General features: G+C 37.2%; 12 protein-coding genes. All 12 read right to left on the bottom strand.

Features of this window, described 5'->3' with window-relative positions:
* Positions 1-57 precede the first annotated feature (57 nt).
* Positions 58-3,138: a SusC/RagA family TonB-linked outer membrane protein gene (locus AC07N0_RS20070; RefSeq protein ID WP_494590709.1), complete on the bottom strand. Its 3,081-nt coding sequence runs from the start codon at positions 3,136-3,138 to the stop codon at positions 58-60.
* Positions 3,139-4,251: 1,113 nt separating this feature from the next.
* Positions 4,252-5,559 (bottom strand): family 8 glycosyl hydrolase, encoded by a 1,308-nt coding sequence (locus AC07N0_RS20065; RefSeq protein ID WP_494590708.1) that lies wholly within the window; start codon positions 5,557-5,559, stop codon positions 4,252-4,254.
* A gap of 108 nt (positions 5,560-5,667) precedes the next feature.
* A complete protein-coding gene (locus tag AC07N0_RS20060; RefSeq protein WP_494590707.1) occupies positions 5,668-6,783 on the bottom strand; it encodes an alpha/beta hydrolase-fold protein in 1,116 nt (371 codons plus the stop codon).
* Positions 6,784-6,814: 31 nt separating this feature from the next.
* Complete coding sequence (locus AC07N0_RS20055; protein ID WP_494590706.1) at positions 6,815-8,890, bottom strand: alpha-L-fucosidase; 2,076 nt, start codon at positions 8,888-8,890, stop codon at positions 6,815-6,817.
* A gap of 22 nt (positions 8,891-8,912) precedes the next feature.
* Positions 8,913-10,475 carry a carboxylesterase/lipase family protein gene (locus AC07N0_RS20050; protein ID WP_494590705.1) on the bottom strand — a complete coding sequence of 521 codons (1,563 nt, stop codon included), beginning with the start codon at positions 10,473-10,475 and terminating at the stop codon, positions 8,913-8,915.
* A 29-nt stretch (positions 10,476-10,504) separates the two neighbouring features.
* Positions 10,505-11,386 carry an alpha/beta hydrolase gene (locus AC07N0_RS20045; RefSeq protein ID WP_494590703.1) on the bottom strand — a complete coding sequence of 294 codons (882 nt, stop codon included), beginning with the start codon at positions 11,384-11,386 and terminating at the stop codon, positions 10,505-10,507.
* Positions 11,387-11,415: 29 nt separating this feature from the next.
* Complete coding sequence (locus AC07N0_RS20040; RefSeq protein ID WP_494590702.1) at positions 11,416-14,001, bottom strand: glycosyl hydrolase 115 family protein; 2,586 nt, start codon at positions 13,999-14,001, stop codon at positions 11,416-11,418.
* A 50-nt stretch (positions 14,002-14,051) separates the two neighbouring features.
* The gene (locus AC07N0_RS20035; protein WP_494590701.1) at positions 14,052-15,620 is read right to left on the bottom strand and encodes a glycoside hydrolase family 43 protein; all 1,569 of its coding nucleotides are present in this window, start codon (positions 15,618-15,620) and stop codon (positions 14,052-14,054) included.
* Between the two features lie 75 nt (positions 15,621-15,695).
* Positions 15,696-17,366 (bottom strand): glycoside hydrolase family 43 protein, encoded by a 1,671-nt coding sequence (locus AC07N0_RS20030; RefSeq protein ID WP_494590738.1) that lies wholly within the window; start codon positions 17,364-17,366, stop codon positions 15,696-15,698.
* A 26-nt stretch (positions 17,367-17,392) separates the two neighbouring features.
* Positions 17,393-19,852: a glycoside hydrolase family 95 protein gene (locus AC07N0_RS20025; protein WP_494590700.1), complete on the bottom strand. Its 2,460-nt coding sequence runs from the start codon at positions 19,850-19,852 to the stop codon at positions 17,393-17,395.
* Between the two features lie 387 nt (positions 19,853-20,239).
* Positions 20,240-22,054, bottom strand: a complete 1,815-nt coding sequence (locus AC07N0_RS20020) for a RagB/SusD family nutrient uptake outer membrane protein (RefSeq protein ID WP_494590699.1) — start codon at positions 22,052-22,054, stop codon at positions 20,240-20,242.
* Between the two features lie 14 nt (positions 22,055-22,068).
* Positions 22,069-25,164 carry a SusC/RagA family TonB-linked outer membrane protein gene (locus AC07N0_RS20015; protein ID WP_494590698.1) on the bottom strand — a complete coding sequence of 1,032 codons (3,096 nt, stop codon included), beginning with the start codon at positions 25,162-25,164 and terminating at the stop codon, positions 22,069-22,071.
* Between the last annotated feature and the right edge of the window lie 455 nt (positions 25,165-25,619).

Here is a 25,619-nt window from a genome sequence, read left to right as displayed (position 1 = left end):
TTTAATTTTCCTTGAAATGATACTATTCAAGAAAAGAGCATTGATACGGGATAAATATTAAAAACCTAATTGAAGACCTGCCATCAAAGTACGAGCTTGTGGATATTGTCCATTATCTATACCATATACAAGTTGAGCATTATCACGAGAGCCAATTTCTGGATCATAACCAGTGTATTTTGTGAAAGTCAATAAGTTTTGAGCTGACACATACACTCTTATTCTTGAAATTGACCCCCCTGCAAAAGATTTTAGAATACTAGAAGGTACTGTATAACCCAAACTTATATTTTTTACACGCATGAATGACCCTTTCTCTACCCATCTATTAGATGGACGAGTAGTATTGCCATTAGGGTCGCCACTTACAGCTCTTGGAACATTAGTATTCGTATTTTGAGGAGTCCAAGCGTTCAACACATCAGTAGTAGCTCCAAATAGACGAACCATACCTTGTGTCTGAGTTTTCAGGTTGTTATAAATATCATTTCCTTGAACACCTTGTAGAAATAAAGTAAAGTCAAAGTTCTTGTAGTTGAAGTCAAAATTGACACCGTAAGTAAAATCAGGAAGTGTATTTCCTATCATTGTACGGTCTGAGTCATCTATTTTACCATCACCATTCAAGTCTTTAAAACGAATATCCCCTGGTGCTGCTGAACCTCCTTGATAGCTATCCCAGTTTTTACTTTTTGCTAAAGCTGCATCTGCATCTATTTCTGCCTGACTTTGATAAATTCTATCAACCACATAGCCATAAAGATATTGTACAGGCATTCCAACTTCTGTTTTAGTTACGCTTGCTCCTGTTTCAGCATGACCTCCTGCAAAAATTGGAGCTTCTAATGAGGTTACTTTGTTTCTTACAATACCTACATTCCCTCCTATTTTCCATTTAAAGTCTCCTCCAGTATGGTTGTAGCTAACTTGAAGGTCTAAGCCTGAGTTTTTCATACCTCCAAAATTGGCAATGGTATTATTTGTGTAGCCAAGAGATGATGCTAGAGGTCTCGCTAAAATCAAACTATTATCAGAGGTTTCACGGATATAGTAATCGGCTGAAATCGTAACTTTATTTTTCAACATCCCTAAATCGATTCCAATATCAGCCATTTTAGTTGTCTCCCAGCCTAATTCTGTATTACCAAGTTGATTTGTTGATAAACCCGGTGTTGTTCCGCTAGCAAAAACATAAGTAGTAGCAGCACCTAATAATGACTGCCAAGCATAATTAGGCAAACCACTTGTATTACCTACCAAACCATAACTTCCTCTTATTTTTAACTCGTTAATAGAGGAAATCTCTTTCATAAATTCTTCTTCGCTGATTCTCCAACCAATAGAGGCCGCAGGGAATGTTCCCCATTTTTTACCAGGAGCAAATAATGAAGAACCATCACGACGAATAGAGGCGCTTAAAAGATACTTTCCTCCAAAATCATAATTCACACGTGCCAGATAAGATAAGATAGTAGTTTCACTTTTAGAACCACCAGCCGCTGGACTTGTTACATTTGGTGTAACAATGGTGAAAGTATTAGTGGAGTAATTTCCTGAAGCAGTAATACTTTCAGATTTGCCAAATTGTTGTTCAGCTACAATAATTGCATTAATTGAGTGTTTTTTGAATGTTTTATCAAAAGAAAGTTGATTTGTAAAAAGTGTTCCGTAATAATCTCCTCTTGTATCAGAAATAGTATTAAACGGGCTACTCATTTGTCCCGCAGTATAAATTGGAGTACGGCTTAAGCTTCTTGTTGAATTATAATCTAAACCAGCAGAAAACCTATATTTTAGGTAATCTGTAAATTTTATTTCTGCAAAAAGTGAACCCAATACTCTTACATTACGATTTTGACTTCTAATTAATACTGCTGGAATCAGAGGGTTTACTGGGTCAGAACCATCAGCGTTTGTTGTGCCAAAATATCCACCAATTTCTGTAGGATTATATACAGGAGTATAGGGCAAGCTTTTGATTACATTGGCTAATGCTGTACGTCCACCGCCTACACCTTCATCTAATTTACTCCCTATAGCAACTGTTAACGTTTGTCCGATAGTAAAGTGTTTTCCAAGGTTATGGTCAGAATTAACACGTAGGTTACCTCTTTCATAATTAGTTCCAACATAAATACCATCTTGTTTGTAGTAACCAAAAGATGTCAAGAAACGAGAAGTTTCATTTCCACCAGTAATGGATACTGTACTATTAGCTAAGATACCTGTTTGAAATAAGTAATCTTGCCAATCAGTATTTGTATTAGCAAAAGTAACCCCTGAGCCAGGATAGGTTTCATTATTCATCTGACTCCAACGATCAGGGAAGGCTGCTCCAGCGGCAGTTAATAAAGTTTTTCCGTATTGTAAGTACTGCTGAGTATTTAAGGGAGTCAATTTTTTCCAAGCATTTTGTGTAGCATAGTAAGTCTCAACATTTACATGTAGTTTTTTATCTCTTGTACCTTTTTTAGTTGTAACTAATATTACACCGTTAGCTGCACGTGAACCATAAATAGCCGCTGCACTTGCATCTTTTAGTACTTCTAAAGATTCTACATCTTTCATATCTAAGTCATTCATGTTCCCTACAGGATAACCATCAATCACATATAATGGATTAGCAGCATAATTAATAGAGCCAACCCCTCGTATTCTTACTACTGGAGCAACACCTGGTGAACCATTATTCGTTACTTGCACACCTGAGACACGTCCTTGTAGTGCACCCTCAATGCTTGGAACAGGTAAAGCTGTTAGGTCTTTTGCACTGACCGAGGCTACCGCCGCTGTTACTGAAGATCTTTTTTGAGTACCATAACCTACTACTACCACTTCTTCCAAAGCACTTACACTAGAGACCAATACAACATCAATTACATTGCGGTTTCCAACTTTAATTTCTTGATTTACATAACCAACCGAACTGAAGATTAAAACATCTTGTGGTGAGGCCTGTAGACTATACTTACCACTAGCATCTGTTGAACTACCAATTTGAGAATTTTGAATCCGTACATTGACTCCTGGAATAGGGTTTCCGTCATCTCCCGTGACTTTACCCAAAATATTTTTTTGAGCTCTTGCAAATGAACAGCATAATAAAAGCCCTAATAGAAACAATAATTGTTTTTTCATAATATAAGATTTGAGATTAAAAATTGAAAAATAACACGGCAAATCGTTTTCTCACTTACCAATAATCTGTGATTCTTTCTCAAGGAAATCCATTATTAGTTTAATTGCTTAGTTTACATAAAGGGCAAAGAAATCCACCCCTTAAATAATTTCATTTAAAATTATTTAAGGTCATAAAGTACTATCATCATAGTATCCATCTGTAATAAAGTCAATATGTCTCTCTGACAAACTTTATGTTGACTTTTAGTAAAATCTGCATTTCATATCAAAAAGCACGGATATTATCAAAAGAAATCCTTTGATAATATTTAATAATTTATTTCACCATAAGTAATAATACTTTGTTTAAAATTATCTTATAACACCATAGAACACTATGTAGAAAATAAAAGGACTCTCTCTGGGAAATCCTTTATTTTCTACCGAAGAATACTTTCTGAACAGGCAAAAAAGAGCACACCCAATAATTTTGTTTGAAATTATTGGCTAATAAAAATCTAACAAGTGGAATTAATCACTTTCTTTAAATTCTTCTCATGGGAACAATGACTTTATTGGATAATTATACCGTCTATCTGAATTGAAATCAATAATTCTCTCTGGAAATTTACTCCTATTAATTTTTCAACTTCAATAGCTGTTTCATAAAAATCATTTTAAACAATTTTAATCTTTACATTTATCATAGGCAATATTTTTTTAGAAATTATAGTATAACACAATAGAACACTTACTACAAAAAAAAGCTTGGACAGTTCAACTAAGAGTTTCTACAATTTAAAAGATGGGGTACTCAATAGTTTTCAAATCACTAACTATTGAGAATAATAATGCAAAAAACATGTGTCAAAGTAACACATTTGAAAAATAAAAGAAGACCAGAGAGAGTCCAATACACATGGATTGGATATAGTAAAATTAAACATAAAATATAATACTAGCAACTTTTTATTTGATAAATTCAAGAATAAAAAGCATTAGAATGACTATTTTCTTTAATTCGCCTAACTGTTATTTAAATACATACTTATAATAGTAATAACGCTTATTATTATTCTACATCAGCATATATAAACCTCTCAAAAATCAACTTTCAGTCTAAAATACTATTTATTTAGGTTTGATAATTTGATACTTCCCACTCAGGTGCATCAAACTAAATAAATACATCAGGCCATCATAATAAGGATCAAAATACCCATCTTCGTAAGGCGCTAACTTAGCATTCCAAATTGCTCGTACAAAATCGACATTGTTTTTCTCATGATTAACAAGTGATGCGGTAGCGACTGTAGAGACTAATCCAATTGAATGTCTTAACTTTTTTACACTACCTGCTTGCAAAATAAAATCAGGTTTTGAACCATCTAAGTTAAATTGGTCGTCATAAGTATCGATACCTTTTGAGCGAAAAAAGGCTTGAATCCTTTTGGCGTAATCTTCTTGCCAAGTTTTATCTTTTCCAAACCAAGTATAATCCATGGTAATATTCATTGGTACTCTCCATGAATCATAACGAAAACCTGGGGGCATCCAGCGAGTTGGATGAGGTGCCCCACTAAATTCTGTATAGTCAGAATTTAGTCCCGTAACCGGATGACAAGCTCTGTGTAAAAATACACGAGACGTATCGGCACATTCTTTATAAAACTGCTCATGACCATCTTTAGCATATAATGCCCATACTTCATAAAATGCAGGTAAGTGATACGAGGGGTCTGTCCAATTATAACCATCCCCTTCTGGCACAAAGGTAATTTGCTTATGTGCTGTGTTAATCAGATGATAAATATTTCCTGTACCGTCTTTTTTCCACATCGCATCCAATATTCTTCGCGCTTCATTGTAATAATGAATACCCGTATCATTTCCCCATTTGTTGGCTGCAAATAGTAAACTAGTGACATAATACAATTCGCCATCAGATGCGGAACCTTCAGAATTTTTTTTCATCGTTTCTGTATTGATACTCCATGCGAAATATCCTTCACGAGGACCGCTTTGGTGTTGAAGGTATTTTTTTGACCACCTCCAAATTCTATCAAAAACATCTTTTTTATTGAGTTGAACCGCAATCATCATTCCATAAGAAAGGCCTTCGGTTCGGGCATCATGATTTTTTACATCAGATACATAAGCCATAGAATCACCTACGGCAAAATATACCCGATTGGGTCCTTCAAAAATATCATAATATGCTTTGGCAAGTTTAGCATCTATCTCGTTTTGACTATACCCTACTTCCAAAAACAGATTACGGTATTTCTCCGAAGCAATGAATGCTTGGCTATTTCCTTTTTCTGAATGGCTTTTACTTTGTCCTTTTACTACAATTGGCTGGACTAAAATTATTGAAAATATTAGTATAATTGCTACTTGTATTTTATGGAATATTGAATTATTTCTCTGGTTTTTCATTTCCTTTTATTTATATGAGATACCAAAATCATTGCTAATTAAAACGGTATCCCATCAACTAAAGCATCTTTGCGACATAGTGTTTGTCTAGTTTTTGATAATCCATCGTTATTTAAATAATAACGGAGCTAATTCATGTAAACTTCTACGCCATGTTTGAAACTCGTGACCAGTTTTATCTGACACGTAAGAAACAGCGTTAAAATTTGCCTCTTTTAATGCCTCTACCGATTTTATGACTCCTTCTGGTCTTTCTTTACTGCCACAGCTCAAAAATATAAGTTTCACTTTCGATTTATCTTTGATATCGGTTGGTGCATAAGTGCCACCGCTTAGAAGAGCATAATGCGAAAACACATCTGGGTTATTCAAGGTAATGGTTTTAGTTTCCATACCACCCATACTCAACCCACCCATAGCACGGTGCGTTTGTTTAGCAATTGTTCTAAAATGAGCATCTACGTATGGAATAAGCTCGTCTACCAAAACCGTTTGAAAAGGCTCAATTTTAAACTCTTTCATTTTTCCAAACTTTACTTCGTTGGTCATACCATACGTATTTACGATAATGAAAGGCTTAATTTTACCTTCGGCAATGAGGTTATCCATAATTAAATTAGCATGACCTTGGTTCATCCAAGCAGTTTCGTCTTCGCCCCAGCCATGTTGTAAGTAAAGTACAGGATATTTATCCTTGCCTTTTTCATAGCCTGGTGGTGTATATACAAATGCTCTGCGAGATGTATTGGTGCTTGGTGAAGGAAAGAACACTTGCTGTACATGACCATGAGGTACGTTTTTGAGCGCGTAAAAATCTTGGTCATGTGCAGGAATTTCTATACCACTTTCCCAACGAACTGAGCCATAGTAGTTTAAAGCACCTGGGTCGTTAAATTTTCCTCCGTCAATCTTGATATTATAATAGTGAAAACCTTCGTCCATTGGACCTTCTGTAGTCCCCATCCAACTACCATCACTGGCTTTTTCTAATTTGGTGCCTCCTTTTCCACCAAGACCCAAACTTACACGAACACTATCAGCAGCAGGTGCTATTATTTTGAAACGGGCATAACCTTGCGAGTTTACCATGGGGTATTCTTGTTGTGGCTGATTGAGAGAAGACGGCTTAAAGTCTTCAATAACAGCAGGTTGCTGTGCTTGTGCAAAAGATATACTACCAGCAGCAATGGTGGTAAATATCATGGACAAAAAAATACTTTTCATTGTTTTTAGGTTAAAATTGAATATTAGTAAATCACTTTGTTAAAATATCAATTTCAGCATAACCAGTTGCTGAGTTTTCTTGAATGTTTTTTAAGGCTTTCAGTTTTATATATCGGGCTTTTACATCAGTAAATTCTTTTATTTGCCATGTAGGGTTATTTTTAATATTGGCAAATTCGCCTTCGCTTACCAGTTGCCAGTTGGAATTATCATTTGAAACATAAAATTGATATTGCGAAATTATACTGGCTTCGGCCCACCAGTTTTGGTCGGGCAGGTATCGGAAACCTACAAGGTTTTCCTCTTTACCTAAGTCAATTATTAAGTCGGCTGGTACTTTGTCTTTTTGCCAAGACGTATATTCTTTACCGTCTAAAACATTAAGGGCTTTTTTATCCTGTATTCCTACTATTGACCAATGCTTACGAGCAATTTCAAATTTTTCTTCGGCTACTTCGCTTTGTAACTTATTTTGGGGGCTAAACGCAATGGCTTTTACCGTCACTTTTCCCAAACCTGTGGCAATAGCACCCACGTATTTGCTTGATTTTGAGTTTGGTATGCTACCATCCAACGTGTAAAACAGTTCTGACTCAGCATCTGTTGGAGTAATATGCACCTCTCCTGCCTGATTACGGGTAATTTGTGGGGGCGTTAAAATAATCGGAGCTTGGTACACCTCCATATTGCTAATGAGTGGGCAAGCCTTAGCATCGGTAATGTTCAGCCTAATTTGCGTAGCCTTGACGGTATTAAATCTCAAAATTCGTTTGTAGCCAATGGTAGTTTCTTTGGCAATTTGTTGCCAAGTGTCATTTACTTTTGCTTCTAAGGTAAAGGCTTTTACTCTTTGCCCTAGCCAAATAGGCTCTTGGATCAAAAAACGATTGAATGCTGTAGGTTTTGCAAAACTCACCGTCAATGAGGCTTTTGTGATACTATCATCAGTAGCCCAGTAGCTTTCTTTATTTCGGTCAATGGCTTTTTGTGGTGCAAACTGGCTACTTTTTCCTCGTATATTAGTAGCTTGAGTTTTTGTATTTATTAAAAGATTTTTACTAAAAGCCTCACGTCTTGCTTGGGCAAAAGCAAGCACGTTTTTTTCGTCTATTTCGTGTATCAGTCCATTGGGCATTATCGGGAAATTAAGCAAAAGAGTTCCGTTCCTCCCTACCGAATTATAGTAGGTATCCATGAGTTGAGGTAACGTTTTTACCTTTTTATCTTCTTTGGGATGATAAAACCATTCTGGACGTATAGAGGTATTTACCTCGCCTGGCACCCAAGCATTGCCGTTTTCTACACCGTAGCGTAGCATTTGGTCGGGTACATCGCCAGTGGCGTTGAGCAAGCTCCAATTGGTTTCACCCACATAGCCAGCCTCTGTGCCTACCCAGCGTAAATCGGCACGGTCGCCACCATCATTCCAAATCACTATGTTGGGTTGTAGCTTTCTTACCAGTTTGTAGGTATTCTGCCAGTCGTAATAAGTTTTAGCATCAATTTTTCGGGTTTCGTTTGCTCCGCCGTAGTAGCCTGAGCCACCATTGGCTCCATCAAACCACACTTCAAATATTTCACCATAATTGGTTAATAGCTCCGTGAGTTGGTTACGAAAATACGTGATGTATTCAGGTTTACCGTAGTCAGGATGGTTTCTGTCCCAAGGTGAAAGATATATGCCAAATTTTAAACCATATTCTCTACAAGCATCGGCGAGTTCTTTTACCATATCGCCTTGTCCATTTCGCCAAGGGGCATTTTTTACCGAATAATCGGTGTATTTCGATGGCCATAAACAAAAGCCACTATGATGTTTGGCAGTAAAAATTATGCCTTTCATACCTGCCTGTTTGCATATTCGAGCCCACTGACGGCAGTCTAATTTGGTGGGATTAAATATTTTTGGGTCTTCGTTACCTAAACCCCAAGCCATATCTGTATAAGTATTTACCGAAAAATGGATGAAACTATAATATTCCATTTGTTGCCAACGCAACTGATTTTTGGAAGGCACTGGCAAAACTGGCTTTGGTGCTTTTATCTGCCCCAAAACCGTAAAACTCAAAGCCAAAAGCAATAGCGTATTAATGAAATTATTTTTCATATTCATTTTAAATAATTGCTAATTATTTAGCCCATTCTTTTCCATCGGATGTACGACGCCACTTGTAATATTCATCTAATACTTTCAAAGATTCTTCACTGGGAACTGTACGCATTTTGGGGCTTTGCGAAAAGTGCATTACAGCGTGATTACTTTTAGTATATTGTTGCCAAACGGGTAAATCAGCTCCATTTGGGTCACCATATTTGGCAAAGTTTGTCCAATAGCTCACCATAGCATCCGAAATACTGGCATCAGTAGCAGTGGCTAATTTACTTTGCGGAATGGTATGTCCAAATACAAAGCCTACGTCGTGTCCATGTGGTGTGCCTTGCCCGTACTGTGGTGAATTTTCAGGAAAATCGGGGTGCTGGTCAAAATAATAATAATATACTTTCGATTTACTGGTATTAGACTGTAAGTTTGCCCAAGCCCAAGTATGCCAGCCAAAGGCTGCATCACGTGCTAAATCTCGGGCAGTTTTAGATACAGTAGTTTCGTTCACAGGGTAAGCTTTTATTAAATTATCGGCAAATTTTCCATAGCGTTTTTGTACGCCATCAATATAATCTTTGGGTGTTTTTGGTGGACTAAAACTCAACCCTTCGTCAGAATTATAACCTACTAAAATTGGAGTATGGTTGTATTTGCCTTGCTCGTAAAGTGTGTGCTGGTCGGTAGGAATCACATAGCCATCAATAATAGGCCATCCCCCAGGCATACCAAAACCTTGCGGAAGTTTTTCAATGTCTATTTTTCTAAGTTCGGCCAACGAACTTGCCCCTACTTTTTTCATGTATTCCAAGCCACTTTGCTCGGCATCGGCTAGTAATTTTTGATTTTCTCCAGGGTATGTAGTTACTCTCGCTGGGCCAAAAGAACCCCCACTTTGTGAAATAGCTCCGTGAAATAACCCTTTGGCCAACGGCGAAGCACAGAGCATACTCACGGCTATTCCTCCTGCAGATTCTCCAAAAATGGTAACTTTCGATGGGTCTCCACCAAAAGCTGCAATATTATTTTTAACCCATTGCAAACCCGCTATCATATCAAGTAAGCCATAGTTCCCAGACGTTTTTTGAGGAGTTTCGGCACTTAATTCTGGATGTGCTAAAAAGCCCAATTGCCCAACTCGATAAGCAATTGAAACATATACCACCCCTTTTTCTGCCAATTTTTCGCCAGAATAAACTCCCTCTGCGGTAGAACCAAAGGCAAAACCACCGCCGTAAATCCATACAATTACAGGTAGTTTTTCTTTAGGACTTTTAGCTGGACTCCAAACATTTAGGTACAAACAATCTTCACTTTTACCCGATGGTGGGTTTCCACCTTGATAGGGAGCAGGAGCAAAATTTGTGGTTGTTTTTACACCTTCCCAATTAGTTGCAGACTGTGGCGCTTTCCATCTCAACTGACCGACTGGCGGTTGAGCAAAAGGAATACCACGGAAAACCTGTTGACCGTTTTCAAAAGTACCTTGTACTAATCCATTTTGAGTTTTTATAGGCTCCCATGCTTGAGAAAACGTAGCAAAACTTATTAAAAACAATATTGAAATACAGAAAATTAAATATTTTTTCATTGTATTTTTTATTTTAAAAACAGTGAATATTACAACCAATTGTTACGTTTCATCCAGTCGAAAAGTGGTTCCATCCAACCTTTATGGCGAAAAATGAAGCCGTGGTCACCTTTGGGATAAATATGCATTTCCACCTCAACTTTGTTCTTTCGTAAATTTTCAAAGTATGAAATGCTGTTGTCCACATCTACCAGCTTATCGTCCGCAGCATGAGTCAAATAAGCTGGCGGTGTATTGGCTTTGATTTGCAGTTCGTTAGAGAAAACTTCAATGTCTGCATCAGTAGGGTTTCTACCGATAAGATTGTCCCGTGAACCGCCATGTGTAAGACCTTCCTTCATACTGATAACAGGGTAAACCAAAATCTGGAAATCAGGTCGGAGGCTAGTGTTATTAGGATTTTCGATATACGATTTCTCAAAATGAGTAGCAGCTGTACTGGCCAAATGCCCACCTGCCGAAAAACCCATAATGCCTATTTTATTTTTATCGATACCATACTTGTCGGCATTTTCTCGTAGAAGTTTTATGGCTTGCTGGGCATCTTGTAAAGAACCTATTTTTTTATCTACCATTATGTCGTCATTGGGCAACCTGTATTTTAACACAAATGCCGATACTCCCTTGTCTGCTAATGCTTTGGCAGTACTTATCCCCTCGCCATTGTACACAATTACGCTATAGCCACCCCCTGCTACTATTATTACGGAAGTTCCGTTTGGTTTTTCAGGTTTTATGTATTCCAACGTCGGTACAGTCACATCTTTATACATTCCTTTGTCGCCACCAGTTTCGGGTATATTAGTGGCTTTGGCATTGGGAACAGCACCTTCATATAAAGGAATAATCTGCTGAGCATTAGCCACGTAGCCTCCTAAAATAAGGATAATCGCAAAGAGTTTATTTTTCATCTTTTTTGTAAAAAAGCTTTTTAATAGGATTATGGTCTTGTATAAGCGCTTTCGGGCATTTTCAAATGTGTTTGCTCATAACCACCAGTATCTACAATTACTTTATAAATTACTACGCCTGGGTCTTGAGGTTTAATACTCAATACTTGCGAGCCATCTGTTGTTTTGGGCAAAGCTACCGTTACACTGGTTTCAATCATTCTAGCAGCCCCAGCTGGGTACATTTTGGTATAATTATTTTGCCAAGTTAGCTCGTCATTGATATTCCAAACCTTTTCACTAGCTCCTTCAAATAAGGCAGCTACACGATGTCCTCCTTTTTTGAAAGGTAAAGTACAGTCAAAAAATACACGCACCTTAACACTATCGGTTTTGGTCTGAAGATTCATTTTGTACTTAATTGATGCCCCTTGGGTATTTTCAGTATAAGGCATCAATGCAATACCCGAAAGCGTTCTGCCTAAATCAGGAATGACTGTCCAATGAGTTTTGGCATTTGCTTCTGTATTAAAATAGTGTTCACCTTCCATAACTACAACACCATTTTTTTCCTTGAAAACATATCCTCCATTTTTAGATTCTTCGACTGTTATTCTGCTCACAGTGGGCTTGATATTTCCCCCACGTGGTTCGTCCCATGATTTATAACCAATATGCGTTTGATCCATGATATGGTTCCATTTTCCGCCCGCTATATTGAAGTTATAATCTTTTGAATATTCAGCATCTCTTTTGAAACACGCATCAGCATAATCAGCCCAGTAGTTGGCTTTTATATCTTTTTCAGCCGCTAATTTTTCATTCATGGCCACGGCATAATACATATCGTATAAATTAGCCATAGCTCTTACAGGATGAAGAATGAATTGTGTATAAGCATCTTTATGAGTTTCTGGCAAAGCTATAAACTGTCTAAGGGCTTTGGTTTCGAGGGCTAAATATGCATCTTTTACCTGTTGAAATTCACCGCTTTGAAGGTTATATGTTTTGTGGTTCATCATTTCAGCCGTAATTCTACTATTATATTTGCAGTAATTGCTTATAATTTCGGCTGCTTCAATAGCATATTCATCTCCAAACTGTTCTTGACAAAATTGTTTGGCATATTCGTTCAGATTATTTTCGTTGAAAGCTGTAGGATTCCATGCCATTCTAAGAAAGAAATCCATAGGATATTCATTAGGTTTTAGGTCACCTACGTTTAGTATCCAAATCTTATCGACCCCATAACTATAAGTGAGTTGTAGTTGTTCCCACATGTGTGGTAGTTGCGTCATGTTGAGCCATTGATAAGCGCGAGGTGCACCGTGTAAATCGACATGATAATAAATACCATAGCCTCCTTGATGTTTTTTCGCGCCTAATTCTGGTAATCGACGAACGTTTCCCCAGTTATCATCACAAAGTAAGATGGTCATATCGTCAGGAACTTTCATACCTTGGTCGAAATATTCAAGTACTTCGCTATAAAGTGCCCATATTTGAGGCGTTTGAGCAACTGGTTTTTTAGTAACTTTTTGAATGATTTCTCGCTGCTCTTTCATGATTCTTTCAAGCTCTTTAAAATTGGCTTCCGCACTTCCAAAATCTTTCATCGGTAAATCACCATCACCTCTCATACCCATCGTGACGACATTCTCGTAATCTTTATTTCTGTTGAGACCATCTTCCCAAAACTTTTTCAATCCTGCTTCATTCGATTGATAGTTCCATTCGCCATTACCATATTCTTTTCGATGGTTTCCCCATTCTTTTTGGGCACGCATCATAGGCTCGTGATGTGATGTTCCCATAACGATACCATATTCATCTGCAATACGAGGGTTTTCAGGGTCATCTTCATTGAAGGCATTACCCCACATCGCTGGCCACAAATAATTGGCTCTCAAGCGTAATAACAACTCAAACATATGAGTGTACATTTTACTATTCAGCCCTCCAAATTTCTCTTTTGACCACCCTGTAAAACAGGGTGCTTCATCATTAATAAAAATGCCTCTATACTTGACTTTGGGTTCCCCAGAGGCATATCTACCAGATAAGACGTAAGCATTTATTCGTTTTTTGGCAGGAACATCTGCCCACCAATACCAAGGAGACACGCCCAATTGCCTAGATAATTCGTAGATACCATAAATAGTACCACGCTTATCGCTACCTGCAATTACCAAGAGCTTTTGAGCTGTATTTTTAGGGTTTTCTATTGTTGTAATGACAAAACTTTCCCATTTCCCTTTTAAATCCGAAGCATCCAACTTTTTAGAGGCTATCAATTGGTCTATCTGTTTATTCTTTCCGATAGTACCTACTACAATTTCGTAATTTGAACTACTTTCGGTACTAAGTACATTTGGGCTAATACCTGTTACAGCATTAATATCAGATTTTAGGTCACCAATTGCACGAATAACACCTTTAAAATCAGCAACATCGAAGCAAATAGGCGAGGCTATTTTGTTAGAAACTATTGGAAACGAATTATTAGCATCATTCTTTTCTGAAATGATATTGGCAGTGAGCCCTCCTAATTGCTGTGCATAACCCGATTGAGTAAGCATTGAGCTTAAAATCCCCACAAGAATTAATGTATAAAAGAATTTAGTTTTTAATCTCATCAACATTTTTTTTGACTTATTGCTATCCATTAATGCCTTTTTTGACCAGATTAATTTTGTTTTGAAATCTGATTTTCAATTCGAAAAAAGTCGAAATCGGCATATCCGCCTATATTTTTAGTCGCATAGTTAAATAACCCAAAACGATAACCCATAAAATGCGGAATAGTATAAGGCATTTTGATAGGCTCACCAATAGGTTGCCAAACTTTCCCATCAAGACTATAAAAGAAATAACCTGTATCAGCACGATTTTTAAAATCACATTCAGCTTTTAAAAAGATGATATTTTGCTTTAGGGATACTTTTTGTACCTCAACAGGTTTCCCAGAAGAAGCGCTATACATTACAATTGATTTTTCTCCATTTTCAATTTTTACACCTACCGAACCAAAGTTTTTTTGTAGTAGGCTCAATCCAGCAAAGTCCCCTTCTTTCATTTTTGAAATGTCTAAAGACGTAATTCCCGAAGAAACGGGTCCGATTGTTCGCTGAGTAAGCGTATTTCTGGCTAAAACAAAACTGCTATCAATTCTGCCTGTTTTTAATCGTAAATATCCTTTCCTTTCAGCAACTGACCATAAATTATTGTCAGGATTATGATTCCACTGCCATACTAAAGGCAAACTTGGGTCTCCTTTTTTGCGGGTAAATTCATCCGAAGCGACAATACCAGGGATTAAACTTTTATTGGCTGGAAGGTCTAATTTTTCGGGAACTTTACCATTTTCGCCCAATACTGGCCAACCATCTTCCCATTTTACTGGTACTAAATAGGGAATCCGACCAACTCCACCAAAATCACGAAATAAGTATGAATACCATTTTCCGTCGGGGGTATCAATCAGTCCACCTTGAGCAACGCCCAAATCTTGCAATCCTACTTTCCCTTCCCAAGGTCCTGTAATTTTATCGGCTCGGTGGATTACTACAGTACGCATACCGCCACGTGGCCAGCTAATATTGAATAAGTAGTATTTGCCATTTACTTTAAAGAGTTGAGAACCTTCTGCGGGCAAACCACCGTTGGTTCCTGACGGCGTACTGGCATTTTCAATAATTACTTGTTCAGTACTACCTTCTTTAACGCCCGAAGCATCAGCCTTGAGTTCTACTAATTTGAGTTTACCACTACCATAAATCAAATATGTACGACCATCATCATCAAAAAACAAAGTATGGTCATGATAAGAAGGCCTGAAAGAAATAGCTTTCCAAGGGCCTTTTTCAATGTTTTTAGTGGTATAAATATGTGTTTTGCCTGTGGTTTGTGCAAAAGTAGTCAGATAATAAGTTCCATCATGGAACCGTAAGCTACTTGCCCACGAGCCTCTGCCATAAGTACTTTTGCCATTGGTTAAATTCAGTTCGTTGATGCTGGCCAATGTGTCGTAGGCATAGCCAACCATTTCCCAATTGACTAAATCTTTTGATTTCATAATAGGTATACCCGGGCTCATGTGCATGGTTGTGCTACTCATGTAATAGGTGTTCCCTACCCTAATCATAGCCATATCAGGCACATCTGCAAAGATGATAGGATTTTGTGCCTGTTTTACTTGTGCAAATACTTTTTGACTAAATATTAATATAGTCAGGAATAAAAATCTTTTTATCATTTTGTTCAATACTTAAACTGTTAATCATTACTTGTCTCTCAAGTTTTTGGAAACAGCATAATCCCACGTTATTATTTACTTAAACATACTGTCATTACCTGTGTATTTGAGGTATTTAAAAGAGGCAGTATTATTGCTATCTTCACCAGACGATGTTGCATACATCCCATAAATACAACCAATGAACCCTCCTGCTGTTTTTGTACTCAAAAATTTTCCATCTACTTTATCTTTGATAACTTGCCAATTCTCTTTGTCAGTAGCATAATAAAAGCTGTACTTATCCCCTTCTGAAGTGATACGTAATTTTACCTGTTCTTGCATTGCATCAATAGGTACTTCCGTCAATAAACTCATGGTTTTATTCTTGGTATCACTTTGATAAAGTTGTAGTACGGGCTTCCCTCCTGCAATTGATTTACCTAAGAAATAGAAGTGGTTTTCATTCTGAAAAATCGCTAACCCTGCTTTTTCATTTTCTTTTGTTGCAGAAAATGTCAAGGCTGTTTCGGCTGTGCTGTAAAGATGTTGCTGACGTTTTCCCACGAAAGAAGGATTCGCAAAATCCATTACGGTTGCTGACTTTAGCTTTAGTGTCAATCCTTTGTTAGAAGAAAGGGCAAAAGAACTTGAATCAACTGTTCGCATGAACAAAAGTGATGGATCTAGTTTTTTGTCGAAATTGAACGTATAAGTAAAATTGCCCGATTGTGGCAATACTCCTTTTTGTTTTTCTTCCTTAAAATCAGTGGCATAGCTGTATTTAATTTCTTTGCTATAAGGATTAATAATTGGCCATTCGTCTTTCCATTCTACTGGAGCAATAAATGTTTCACGCCCTGTATTATAATAGTCTCCTTCATAAGGGCGAACGGCTAGAAAAATAGCATAAGTTTTGCCATCTGGCCCATCCACAAACTGCGCATGACCTGCTGAGGTAATAGGGTCTTTTCGGTCTTCTGGTAAATCTCTTTGTGTCAAAATAGGGTTGTTTTCATAGGGTATATATGGCCCCGAAACAGATTTACTTCTTAGTATAACCTCTGAGTGATTGACAGAGGTACCACCTTCTGCGGCATACAAGTAATACCAACCAAAACGCTTCATAATATGTGGTCCTTCAATCCATACAGGTTTTTTGCTGATGTCTACTCCTCCATTTACTAATTGTTGTTCTTCACCTGTAACTTTTAGCTTTTTATAGTCAAACTCATACATACGGATAGTACGATGTCCTGAATAAAGGGGTTTGTAATTAGGGGCGTCGCTATTATAAACGATATAGGCTTTGTCTGTTTCTTCATCAAAATAAAGCGAAGGGTCGATGCCTTTTACCTCTGGCAGTTTTACTGGATTACTCCACGGACCAGCGGGATTATTGGCAGTTACCACAAAATTTCCATCGTGGTCAATATCAGTACAGGTTACATAGAAAATGCCTTTATAATAATTAATAGCAGGTGCAAAAAGGCCACGAGTCATACGCTCGCCCATAAAATCCATTTGCGACGGGCGGTCAATTACATTACCAATTTGTTTCCAATTTTTGAGGTCTCGGCTGTGCATAACAGGAATGCCGGGGAAATACGAAAAGGTAGAATTGATAAGATAATAGTCTTTTCCTACTTGTACAATACTTGGGTCGGGGTAAAAGCCCGTCATGATAGGGTTTACTAACGTTGTTTTTTGAGCGTTTGTGATATTGATTGTAATCAAATATGTCAGTACTAAAACGAATATTTTCATTTTCATGGTAATAAAATTTCAAAGATTTATTTTGTTGAAAAAGTATAAATTCTACCTTTCTGAGTTGGTATATCAAAAAGCATCGTTTCCTTCAATTCAAGGGGTTTAATGGTTGATTTTACAGAAATAATTGGTGTGGGAGTTTCTTCTAATTGATAAAATGGGTTAGGATTTTTACCTAAAGCTTTACTCAAATTAGCTCCTTTGGTTGATTTCAATTCATTGGGTAATCGTAAACGGAGGTTCCCTCCTAAATTAGATTTTATTACTACCTTAATAATTTTAGCATCTTTCCATTGTATTTTTACTACTTCAAACCCTCCTTTAGCACGAAGTCCTCGAATAGAACCCTCCGTCCAAACATCGGGAAGAGCAGGCAATAAATGTATCGCATCGTCGGCACTTTGCATGAACATTTCGGTAATCCCCGAAGTACAGCCAAAATTGCCATCAATCTGGAATGGAGGATGCGCATCAAATAAATTGTTGTAAGTACCACCACCTTCAGCATTTACGCCCAATGGTGTAAGCTGGTTTTTAATTAGTTGATAGGCATGATTTCCATCTTGCATTTTTGCCCACCAATTTACTTTCCAGCCCATACTCCAACCCGTTGAAACATCACTGCGCTGAATAAGCGTATTTTTTGCTGCCGCAAATAGTTCAGGTGTTCTGTATGGTGATATTTGATTGGATGGAAACAAACCGTATAAATGTGAAATATGACGATGGTGGTCATTAGGCTCATCTACATCATCGAGCCACTCTTGCAATTGATTATGCTTACCGATGTGCATTGGGGCTAATTTACTACGTATTTGCTTAAGGGTATCCACAAAGGCATGGTCTTTACTGAGGGCTTCGGCGGCCCTTATGGTTGTACTGAATACATCATAAACAATTTGATTATCCATAGTTGTCCCCGCATCTAAAGAAGACCCTTCATGCGCTCCTGGTGCATTCTCGGGTGAGTTAGCTGGTGATACCACAAGCCAATGGTATTTAGGATGTTCTACTAAAAAATCAACGTAAAAGGTAGCTGCACCTTTCAAAATAGGATATACTGAAGCTAAATATTTTTTATCACCATTGTATAAATAATGTTCCCAAAGGTGCTGACTTAACCACCCCCCTCCTGCATTCCAAACACCCCAAAATGCGCCATCTACAGCACCATTAGTGCGCCAAATATCTGTGTTATGATGTGCCATCCATCCACGAGCACCATACATAACTTTTGCGGTTTCTTTGCCTGTCTCCGATAATTCTCTTATCAGTTTGATTAAAGGCTCGTGCAATTCAGAAAGATTGGTTTTCTCAGCAGGCCAATAATTCATCTCAGTATTGATGTTGATGGTATATTTACTGTCCCATGCTGGACGTAGTTTATTATTCCAAATACCCTGTAAGTTGGCTGGCTGTCCGCCTGGTTGTGAAGAGGAAATCAATAAATACCTTCCATACTGATAATAGAGTGTGACAAAATGAGGGTCATAAGTCTTGTTGAATTTTTTCAATCGTTCATCAGTCGGTAATTTTATGGCATCTGTTGTCCCTAAATCCAATTTTACTCGATTAAAATATTTTTGATAAGCCGCTATATGTCCATTTATAATGACATCATAAGACTTTGAAAAAGCTTTATTCAAATATTCCGAAGCTCTTTTATTTTCGTCGGCACTTATATCATCATACTTGTTAAAATTGGTAGCAATCGAAATAAAAATCGTTGCCACATTTGCATCTTTCACCGATATAGAACTATCAGTGGTGGTCATACTTCCTCCTTCAATGTTGATTTTTGTTATTCCTTTGAGTCTAACCAAGCCTTTTACGCCTTCATGGTCGGAGGTAGTGGCTGATAATGTAAGTTCTTTGGTTGGAGTCGTGGCTATTGATTTTTTAGTGTGTAGTGAAGAATAAGTAGCTGTAAATGAGAGACTATTAGCTTTATTGGCTGTGAGTCTCAATACAATTACTCTATCTGAAAAAGAAACTAAGGCTTCGCGAGTATAAATAACGTCTCCGACCGAATAAATGGTGGTGGCAATTGCTTTTTCAATGTCTAATTCACGACGATAATTTGTATAGTTTTGATGTCCCTCAAAAGTAAGATGTAAATTGCCGACAGGCTGAAACATTTGCCCATGTGATTTTTTAGTAATAATTGACTGGTTCGTTAATTTTTCAGCTTCTTTGTATTTGCCCTCAAAAATCAATTTTCTAATAACTTGTAACGACGCCAAAGCATCAGGATTATCATTGCGATTGGGACTACCACTCCATACTGTATGCTCATTGAGTTGGATGGTTTCTTTTTCAACATTTCCATAGACCATTGCTCCTAAAAATCCATTTCCAATAGGCAGTGCATTTTCCCAAGTATTTCCCGAAGGTTGGTTATACCATAGCTTTAATTGCGATTTATTTTGTGAAAAGCAATGCGTGACTGATAAGAGTAAAAGTACTAAGTAAATTTGTTTCATAAATATTGAGCTTGTTTGAGTATTAGCTTTTATTGATTCTACAACCGTATAAATGTGTTCGGTAATAAATATACGTATGCAGTCGATATCACGCTTTTTTGATGGTGTAAAGTAAGCAAATCAATAAAAAATTGAGTAGCACAAATTGCCAAATATTCCTTCAAAATGTTCAATAGGTATGAAATTTTCAAATTAATATAAATAATATTATAAAATGGGCTCTGTATAGGTAAAAAGCAAATAGATTTTTCATAAAATAGGCTATCAGGATAAAATGCTCTATTATCGCTAACTATTGTTAATATCTAAAAGTCTTTTAAGATGAATCTACCAAGTAAAAGACTGCTCCATATAAAAATATGGAGCAGTCTAGTCATGTGTTAAATCTTAATAACCTGGATTTTGTGTAAATGCAGGGCCTTCGACAGTACGATCTATTTCAGACTGTGGAATTGGTCTTAAAAGATGGAAATCTTTTATATAAGGGCTAGCTTCATTATTCCAAAGTTTTATACGTTTAACCAATGTCTTGGTACGTACTAAGTCTTGGAATCTCATCCACTCACCAAATAATTCACGGCTTCTTTCATCCAAAATAAAGTCGATAGTTACATCTGCTTCTTTTATTAACATAGCATCGGCTGCTGCGGCATTTTGAGCTGCAGAATTAGTCTTACGATAAGCTGCTCTTTGACGTAACACATTCAATAGTTCAGCAGCTTTTGCTTTATTACCTGATTGAAGATAAGCTTCTGCTCCTACAAGATATACTTCTGCAAAACGAGTAATTACAACTGGACGAGTTGAAGGGTCATTGAAATTACTTCCACGACTTGGGTCCATTTGTTTCTTTATTGCAGGATAAACATCTGACTTCCAAAGGCTCGGCGGAACAATAATTCCTTTAAATGGTCTTGTTCCATTAAATTGAGGTGCTCCGACAACCTCAAAGTCTGGAAGCCAAACAGCAGTATCAACCCCTATTTGAGTAGTATAACCAATTCCTCTTTTGTTATTGGCTGCTGTCGCAGTATTCGTAATTGATTGATTGGCGATATACACTGTATAAAATGTATTGGCGTATCTTGAATCAATATCTCTTTTTACAAAAGCTTGGTCAAGAAAATAATTCTTTCCAGCAACGTCACCAGTAGCTTGCTTTACGCTATTTGGACGAATACGTTGGTATGGACGACCATAATATGAATCACGAATCATCAATGAAGTACCTGAATTCACCAAAACACCACTTGCATTTACAGTTGAGTTAACACCACTATTATTAGGGTAATTCCAGTTAGTAAACCAAGGCGTAAGATTTTGTCCAGCACCACCACTGGCACCACTACCAACAGAATAATATCCAAATTTTGCATCATTTGAGTGGTCGCTGACAAACATCGTTTCTTTTCCATAATCATTAGCAGGCACAAATGCATCTCCGAAATCTTGCCATAAATCCAATCCGGAAGTTGCCTTATTAGCAATGATATCACTTGAAATTTTTGCTGCTTCAGCAAAGTCTGCTTGTGAATTAGTCAACCAGCCACGTGTTAGGTATGCTTTAGCCAAAAAGAACTGAGCAACAGGCTTAGTCGCTGCTTTCCCTAAGAATGGAGCAGTTGGCTTATCTGGTAAATCAGCCGCCGCTTCCGTTAAATCCTTAATGATTAGTTTATAAACCTCGGCTGCTGGATCTCTTTTAGCAGCTTGAGAAGGCACTGTTATAAATTCAGTATGCAAAGGCACATCTCCCCACGTCTGAACTAAATAAAAATACCAAAACGCTCTTAAAAACTTAGCTTGTGCTAAATATTGTTTTTTAGTTGCTTCTGGCAAATCAATAGTCTGACCAAATTTCAATACACCATTCACTGTATTGATACAGGTAAATGATGTTCCCCATGCCGAACCAAAGTTAGTACCATTGAGTCCATTAAAAGTATGAACAGGGCCACCACCACTACTTGCACCTTGAATAAATTCATCTGTTCCTGCTTGCAATTCTGAAGAGAACCCTTCAGTACCCCATTGGTTACGAATTTCGTTATACACCCCTGCAATACCGCCAAGTACTCCCGCTGGACTATTGAAGTATGAAGGTACGATTTGAGATTGAGGGTGTTCTTCAAGTATTTTTTCACAACCTAAACTTAAAAATAAAGTACAGGCTACTAGTATGGAAATTTTTATTTTTTTCATGTCGTTATCAATCATTAAAATTTGAGATTTACGCCTAAAGTAAATTGACGTACTGGTGGATTATTTAGGTTTACACTAATTACACGGTTGAAATTACCGCCCTGAATTGTATTCCCATATCCATTTCCTTCTGGATCAATCGCAAGTTTATCTTTCACCAATGGCGAATAAAGGATAAATGGATTCGTTGCATTCACGTATATACGAGCAGAACTAATGCCAAGTTTTCCTAGTACTTTTGTAGGCACAGTGTAGCCAAAATTTATACTTCTCACTTTGATAAATGAACCATCTTGGTATTGGGTTGTGGATGTAAAGTCTCTTACACCACCACCTGCATTTGGTTTAGGGAAAGCATTTGTTGGGTTTTCTGTTGTCCAATAATCCATTACTAACTGGTTAGAACGACCTTGGTTAAGGAATCCAAATCCTGAACCACCACCCGATGTTCCAGCCAAATAAGGAACTAATACTTTCATGCCCATACGTGCGTATGTAACGATTGATAAATCAAAACCTTTAAAACTGATTCTATTGGTAAAGCCACCTTCCCATTTTGGTTGGAAGTTTCCAATAACTTTGCGGTCATTAGCATCAATTTTGCCATTACCATCTACGTCTTCAACCCTGATTTCTCCTGGTACTTGCACTGGCGACGTTTGTTTTGCAAGCGTACCGTTGTCTTTATCAGATTGTTGCCAAATCCCGATTTTGTTGTAGTCATAGATAACTGTGAGGGGTTGTCCAACAAACCAAAAGTTTCCTTTATTGTCTAATTCTGAAGGAGTTGTAAGTTGAGTAATTTTTTCACGATTAAAGAAATAAGTTAAGTCGGTACTCCAATTAAAACCATTTTTATTTCTAACAATATCGAATGTTAAAGATGATTCAAATCCGCTACCTTCGGTTTTTCCTAGGTTTTTCAGGGCAGAACCTGCTCCGTTACTTTGAGGAAGGTTTACAGAAAGCAAAATATCTTTAGTATTTTGTTTATACACATCAAATGAACCCGTAATTCGGTTATTTAATAACCCAATTTCCAAACCAAAATCAGATTGTGATGTTGATTGCCATCCTAAATTGCTTGCAGGTAAACTTGTTACTGTATAGGCAAGTGCTTGCCCAGCAGTAGTAGTACCGAAGTTATAATATCCAGAAGATAATGCTCCTAAAGTTGCATAAGCATCTACGTTACGGTTACCAGAAATCCCCCAACCACCTCTTAGTTTTAAGTTAGAAAACACGGTAAGGTCTTTCATAAATGGTTCATCAATGATATTCCAACTCAAACCAATGGCAGGATAGTTAAAATACTGATTCCCTGGCGATAATGTAGAAGAACCATCTCTACGGAAAGTAGCTGTAAGCGTATATTTATCATTGAACGTATAGTTCAAACGTGCCATATAAGACACTAATCCTGTTTCTCCGTAACCGTTACCGAAACTAGTATTAGCAGTAACTGCTCCAGATGCCAAAGTAAAGTTTGCAGTTTGAATATAATCGGCTGGTACGCCTTTTACATTAAAATTGCTACCTAAATTATGGTTTTTTGTAATTTCATATAACGCTGTTAACCCTATTTTATGTTTTTCAGCAAATACTTTATCATAATATAATAAGTGCTGTAAATTCACATCCCAATACTCTGTATTTCTAATATCTGCACTTGATACACTTTGATCTGTTCCTGTATTAACAAATGTATTTGGCGGGCTATAACCATTAAAATGTACTTGGCTAAAGTTAAGACCAGCATTGAAGCGGTATTTAAGCCCGTCTATGATATTTACTTCTGCATACAAGCTATTGAAAGTTCTTAAAGAACGCTCATTTGAAAGGATATCAGCTCCACGAGAGATAAGCGTCAAGGGGCTAACAGCTTGCGCTTCGATTGTACCTTTTTTAGGATTTAGGTTTACAGACCCATCAGCATTATAGGCAGAAACTAATGGAGAAAGACGTACCAGTTCTGTTGGAATACCACCACCCGCAGGGTCGTTCTTATGGGTCAATGTATTGATTGTGTTCAACCCAATTTTTACATGTTTTCCGATTTTTTGGTCTATGGTTGCACGTATAGTCGCACGGTCAAAGTTTTGGTTTGGCAAAATTCCCGTTTCATTGAAATAGCCAATTCCCATCCCATATTGCGTATTTTCTACGCCTCCTTGTAAACCAAGTTGATGACTAGTATTAAACCCTTGTTTGTACAATAAATCTTGCCAGTCAGTTGAAACGCCAGCAGCTAAATTCGCTTTTTCCTCGTCTGTTAAAGGATAAGCTGTTGTTCCTGCACCTTGGGTATTATAAGCTGCTGACAAATCTTTGAACTTTGCATATTGTTCTCCATTCATAACGTTGTATTTGCCCATCATATTCGTAATACCATGATACCCATCATAAGTTAATACAGGCTTTCCAATTTTACCTCTTTTGGTCGTTACTAAAATAACCCCGCCCGCACCACGCGAACCATAAATTGCCGTTGCAGAGGCATCTTTAAGAATTTCAATATTTGAAATATCATCTGGATTAATATCATTTAGTCCTCCATAAGGAATACCATCAACCACGACTAAAGGTCCATCAAGTCCGTCGCCATTACCAGTTGTCAGTGAGCGATTACCACGAATACGAATCGACGCTTGGCTACCTGGGGTAGACCCATTGCTTACGATTGATACGCCAGCTGCTCTACCCTTTAAGGAATTTAAAAGGTTTGGTGCTGGTACTTCTTTCAGAGTTGCCTCTGTAACTGATACAACTGAGCCAGTGATGTCTCTTTTCTTTTGAGTACCATAACCTACCACGATAACTTCCCCCAACTCTCTGTTATCAGTAAGTAAGGTAACATCAATAACGGTTTTGGTACCCACGCTAATTTCTTGTTTTACATACCCAACACTTGTAATAACAATCGTAGCATTTTTAGGTAAATTATTAAAGAGATACTCTCCATTGCTATTAGCAACCGTACCAATGTTTGTTCCTTTAATTAAAATGGATGCTCCGGGTATTTCTTTGCCTGCGTCTGTAGTTATACGCCCTTTCAGGGTTTGCGCACTCAGCGTAATGCTCGAAATACAAAAGAAAATAATATACATCATAATAGTGTATAGGTTTTTTTTCCTTTGTAGGATTGGATAGTTGAATTGTTTCATAATGAATCAGGGATATGATTGTTTTGATAAAAAATAACACTTAATTGCTGTCACTGGTAGTTTTGACGGTGTAAAGTAAAAAAAATGAAAAGCAAATATTTAGCACTAATCGTTAGATATGCACTTAAAATGTTTAATTGTATAAAAAAATGTCAATTTGACACATTTATAATCATATAATGTCCCTATTTCGAGGCAATATCCCGTCTAAAAAGAAAAAAATAGGGCTTAATTGCCCACTTTTAAATAGAATGGGCATAAAATATATAAGCCTAAAATGCCTATTTAGGCTTATATGATTAGCTGAAAATTAGTATTGAAGTAAAATTGATTACACTTAGCAGGGTGCTTTAATAAGAAGAAACTAGCAACTTACGGTAGTCTTTCCAACCTAAGTAAAA

The sequence above is a fragment of the Arcicella sp. GW821-FHT09D11 genome (assembly GCF_059416265.1).
The sequence above is the reverse complement of the archived record's forward strand: the minus strand, read 5'-3'. Positions and strand labels throughout refer to the sequence as shown.

Bases quoted from the DNA above. Each gene is read 5' to 3' on its own strand.
- AC07N0_RS20050 (WP_494590705.1), bottom strand. From the start codon at position 10,475: ATGAAAAAATATTTAATTTTCTGTATTTCAATATTGTTTTTAATAAGT.
- AC07N0_RS20015 (WP_494590698.1), bottom strand. From the start codon at position 25,164: ATGATGTATATTATTTTCTTTTGTATTTCGAGCATTACGCTGAGTGCG.
- AC07N0_RS20065 (WP_494590708.1), bottom strand. From the start codon at position 5,559: ATGAAAAACCAGAGAAATAATTCAATATTCCATAAAATACAAGTAGCA.
- AC07N0_RS20025 (WP_494590700.1), bottom strand. From the start codon at position 19,852: ATGAAACAAATTTACTTAGTACTTTTACTCTTATCAGTCACGCATTGC.
- AC07N0_RS20020 (WP_494590699.1), bottom strand. From the start codon at position 22,054: ATGAAAAAAATAAAAATTTCCATACTAGTAGCCTGTACTTTATTTTTA.
- AC07N0_RS20030 (WP_494590738.1), bottom strand. From the start codon at position 17,366: ATGAAAATATTCGTTTTAGTACTGACATATTTGATTACAATCAATATC.
- AC07N0_RS20040 (WP_494590702.1), bottom strand. From the start codon at position 14,001: ATGAGATTAAAAACTAAATTCTTTTATACATTAATTCTTGTGGGGATT.
- AC07N0_RS20035 (WP_494590701.1), bottom strand. From the start codon at position 15,620: ATGATAAAAAGATTTTTATTCCTGACTATATTAATATTTAGTCAAAAA.
- AC07N0_RS20060 (WP_494590707.1), bottom strand. From the start codon at position 6,783: ATGAAAAGTATTTTTTTGTCCATGATATTTACCACCATTGCTGCTGGT.
- AC07N0_RS20070 (WP_494590709.1), bottom strand. From the start codon at position 3,138: ATGAAAAAACAATTATTGTTTCTATTAGGGCTTTTATTATGCTGTTCA.
- AC07N0_RS20045 (WP_494590703.1), bottom strand. From the start codon at position 11,386: ATGAAAAATAAACTCTTTGCGATTATCCTTATTTTAGGAGGCTACGTG.
- AC07N0_RS20055 (WP_494590706.1), bottom strand. From the start codon at position 8,890: ATGAAAAATAATTTCATTAATACGCTATTGCTTTTGGCTTTGAGTTTT.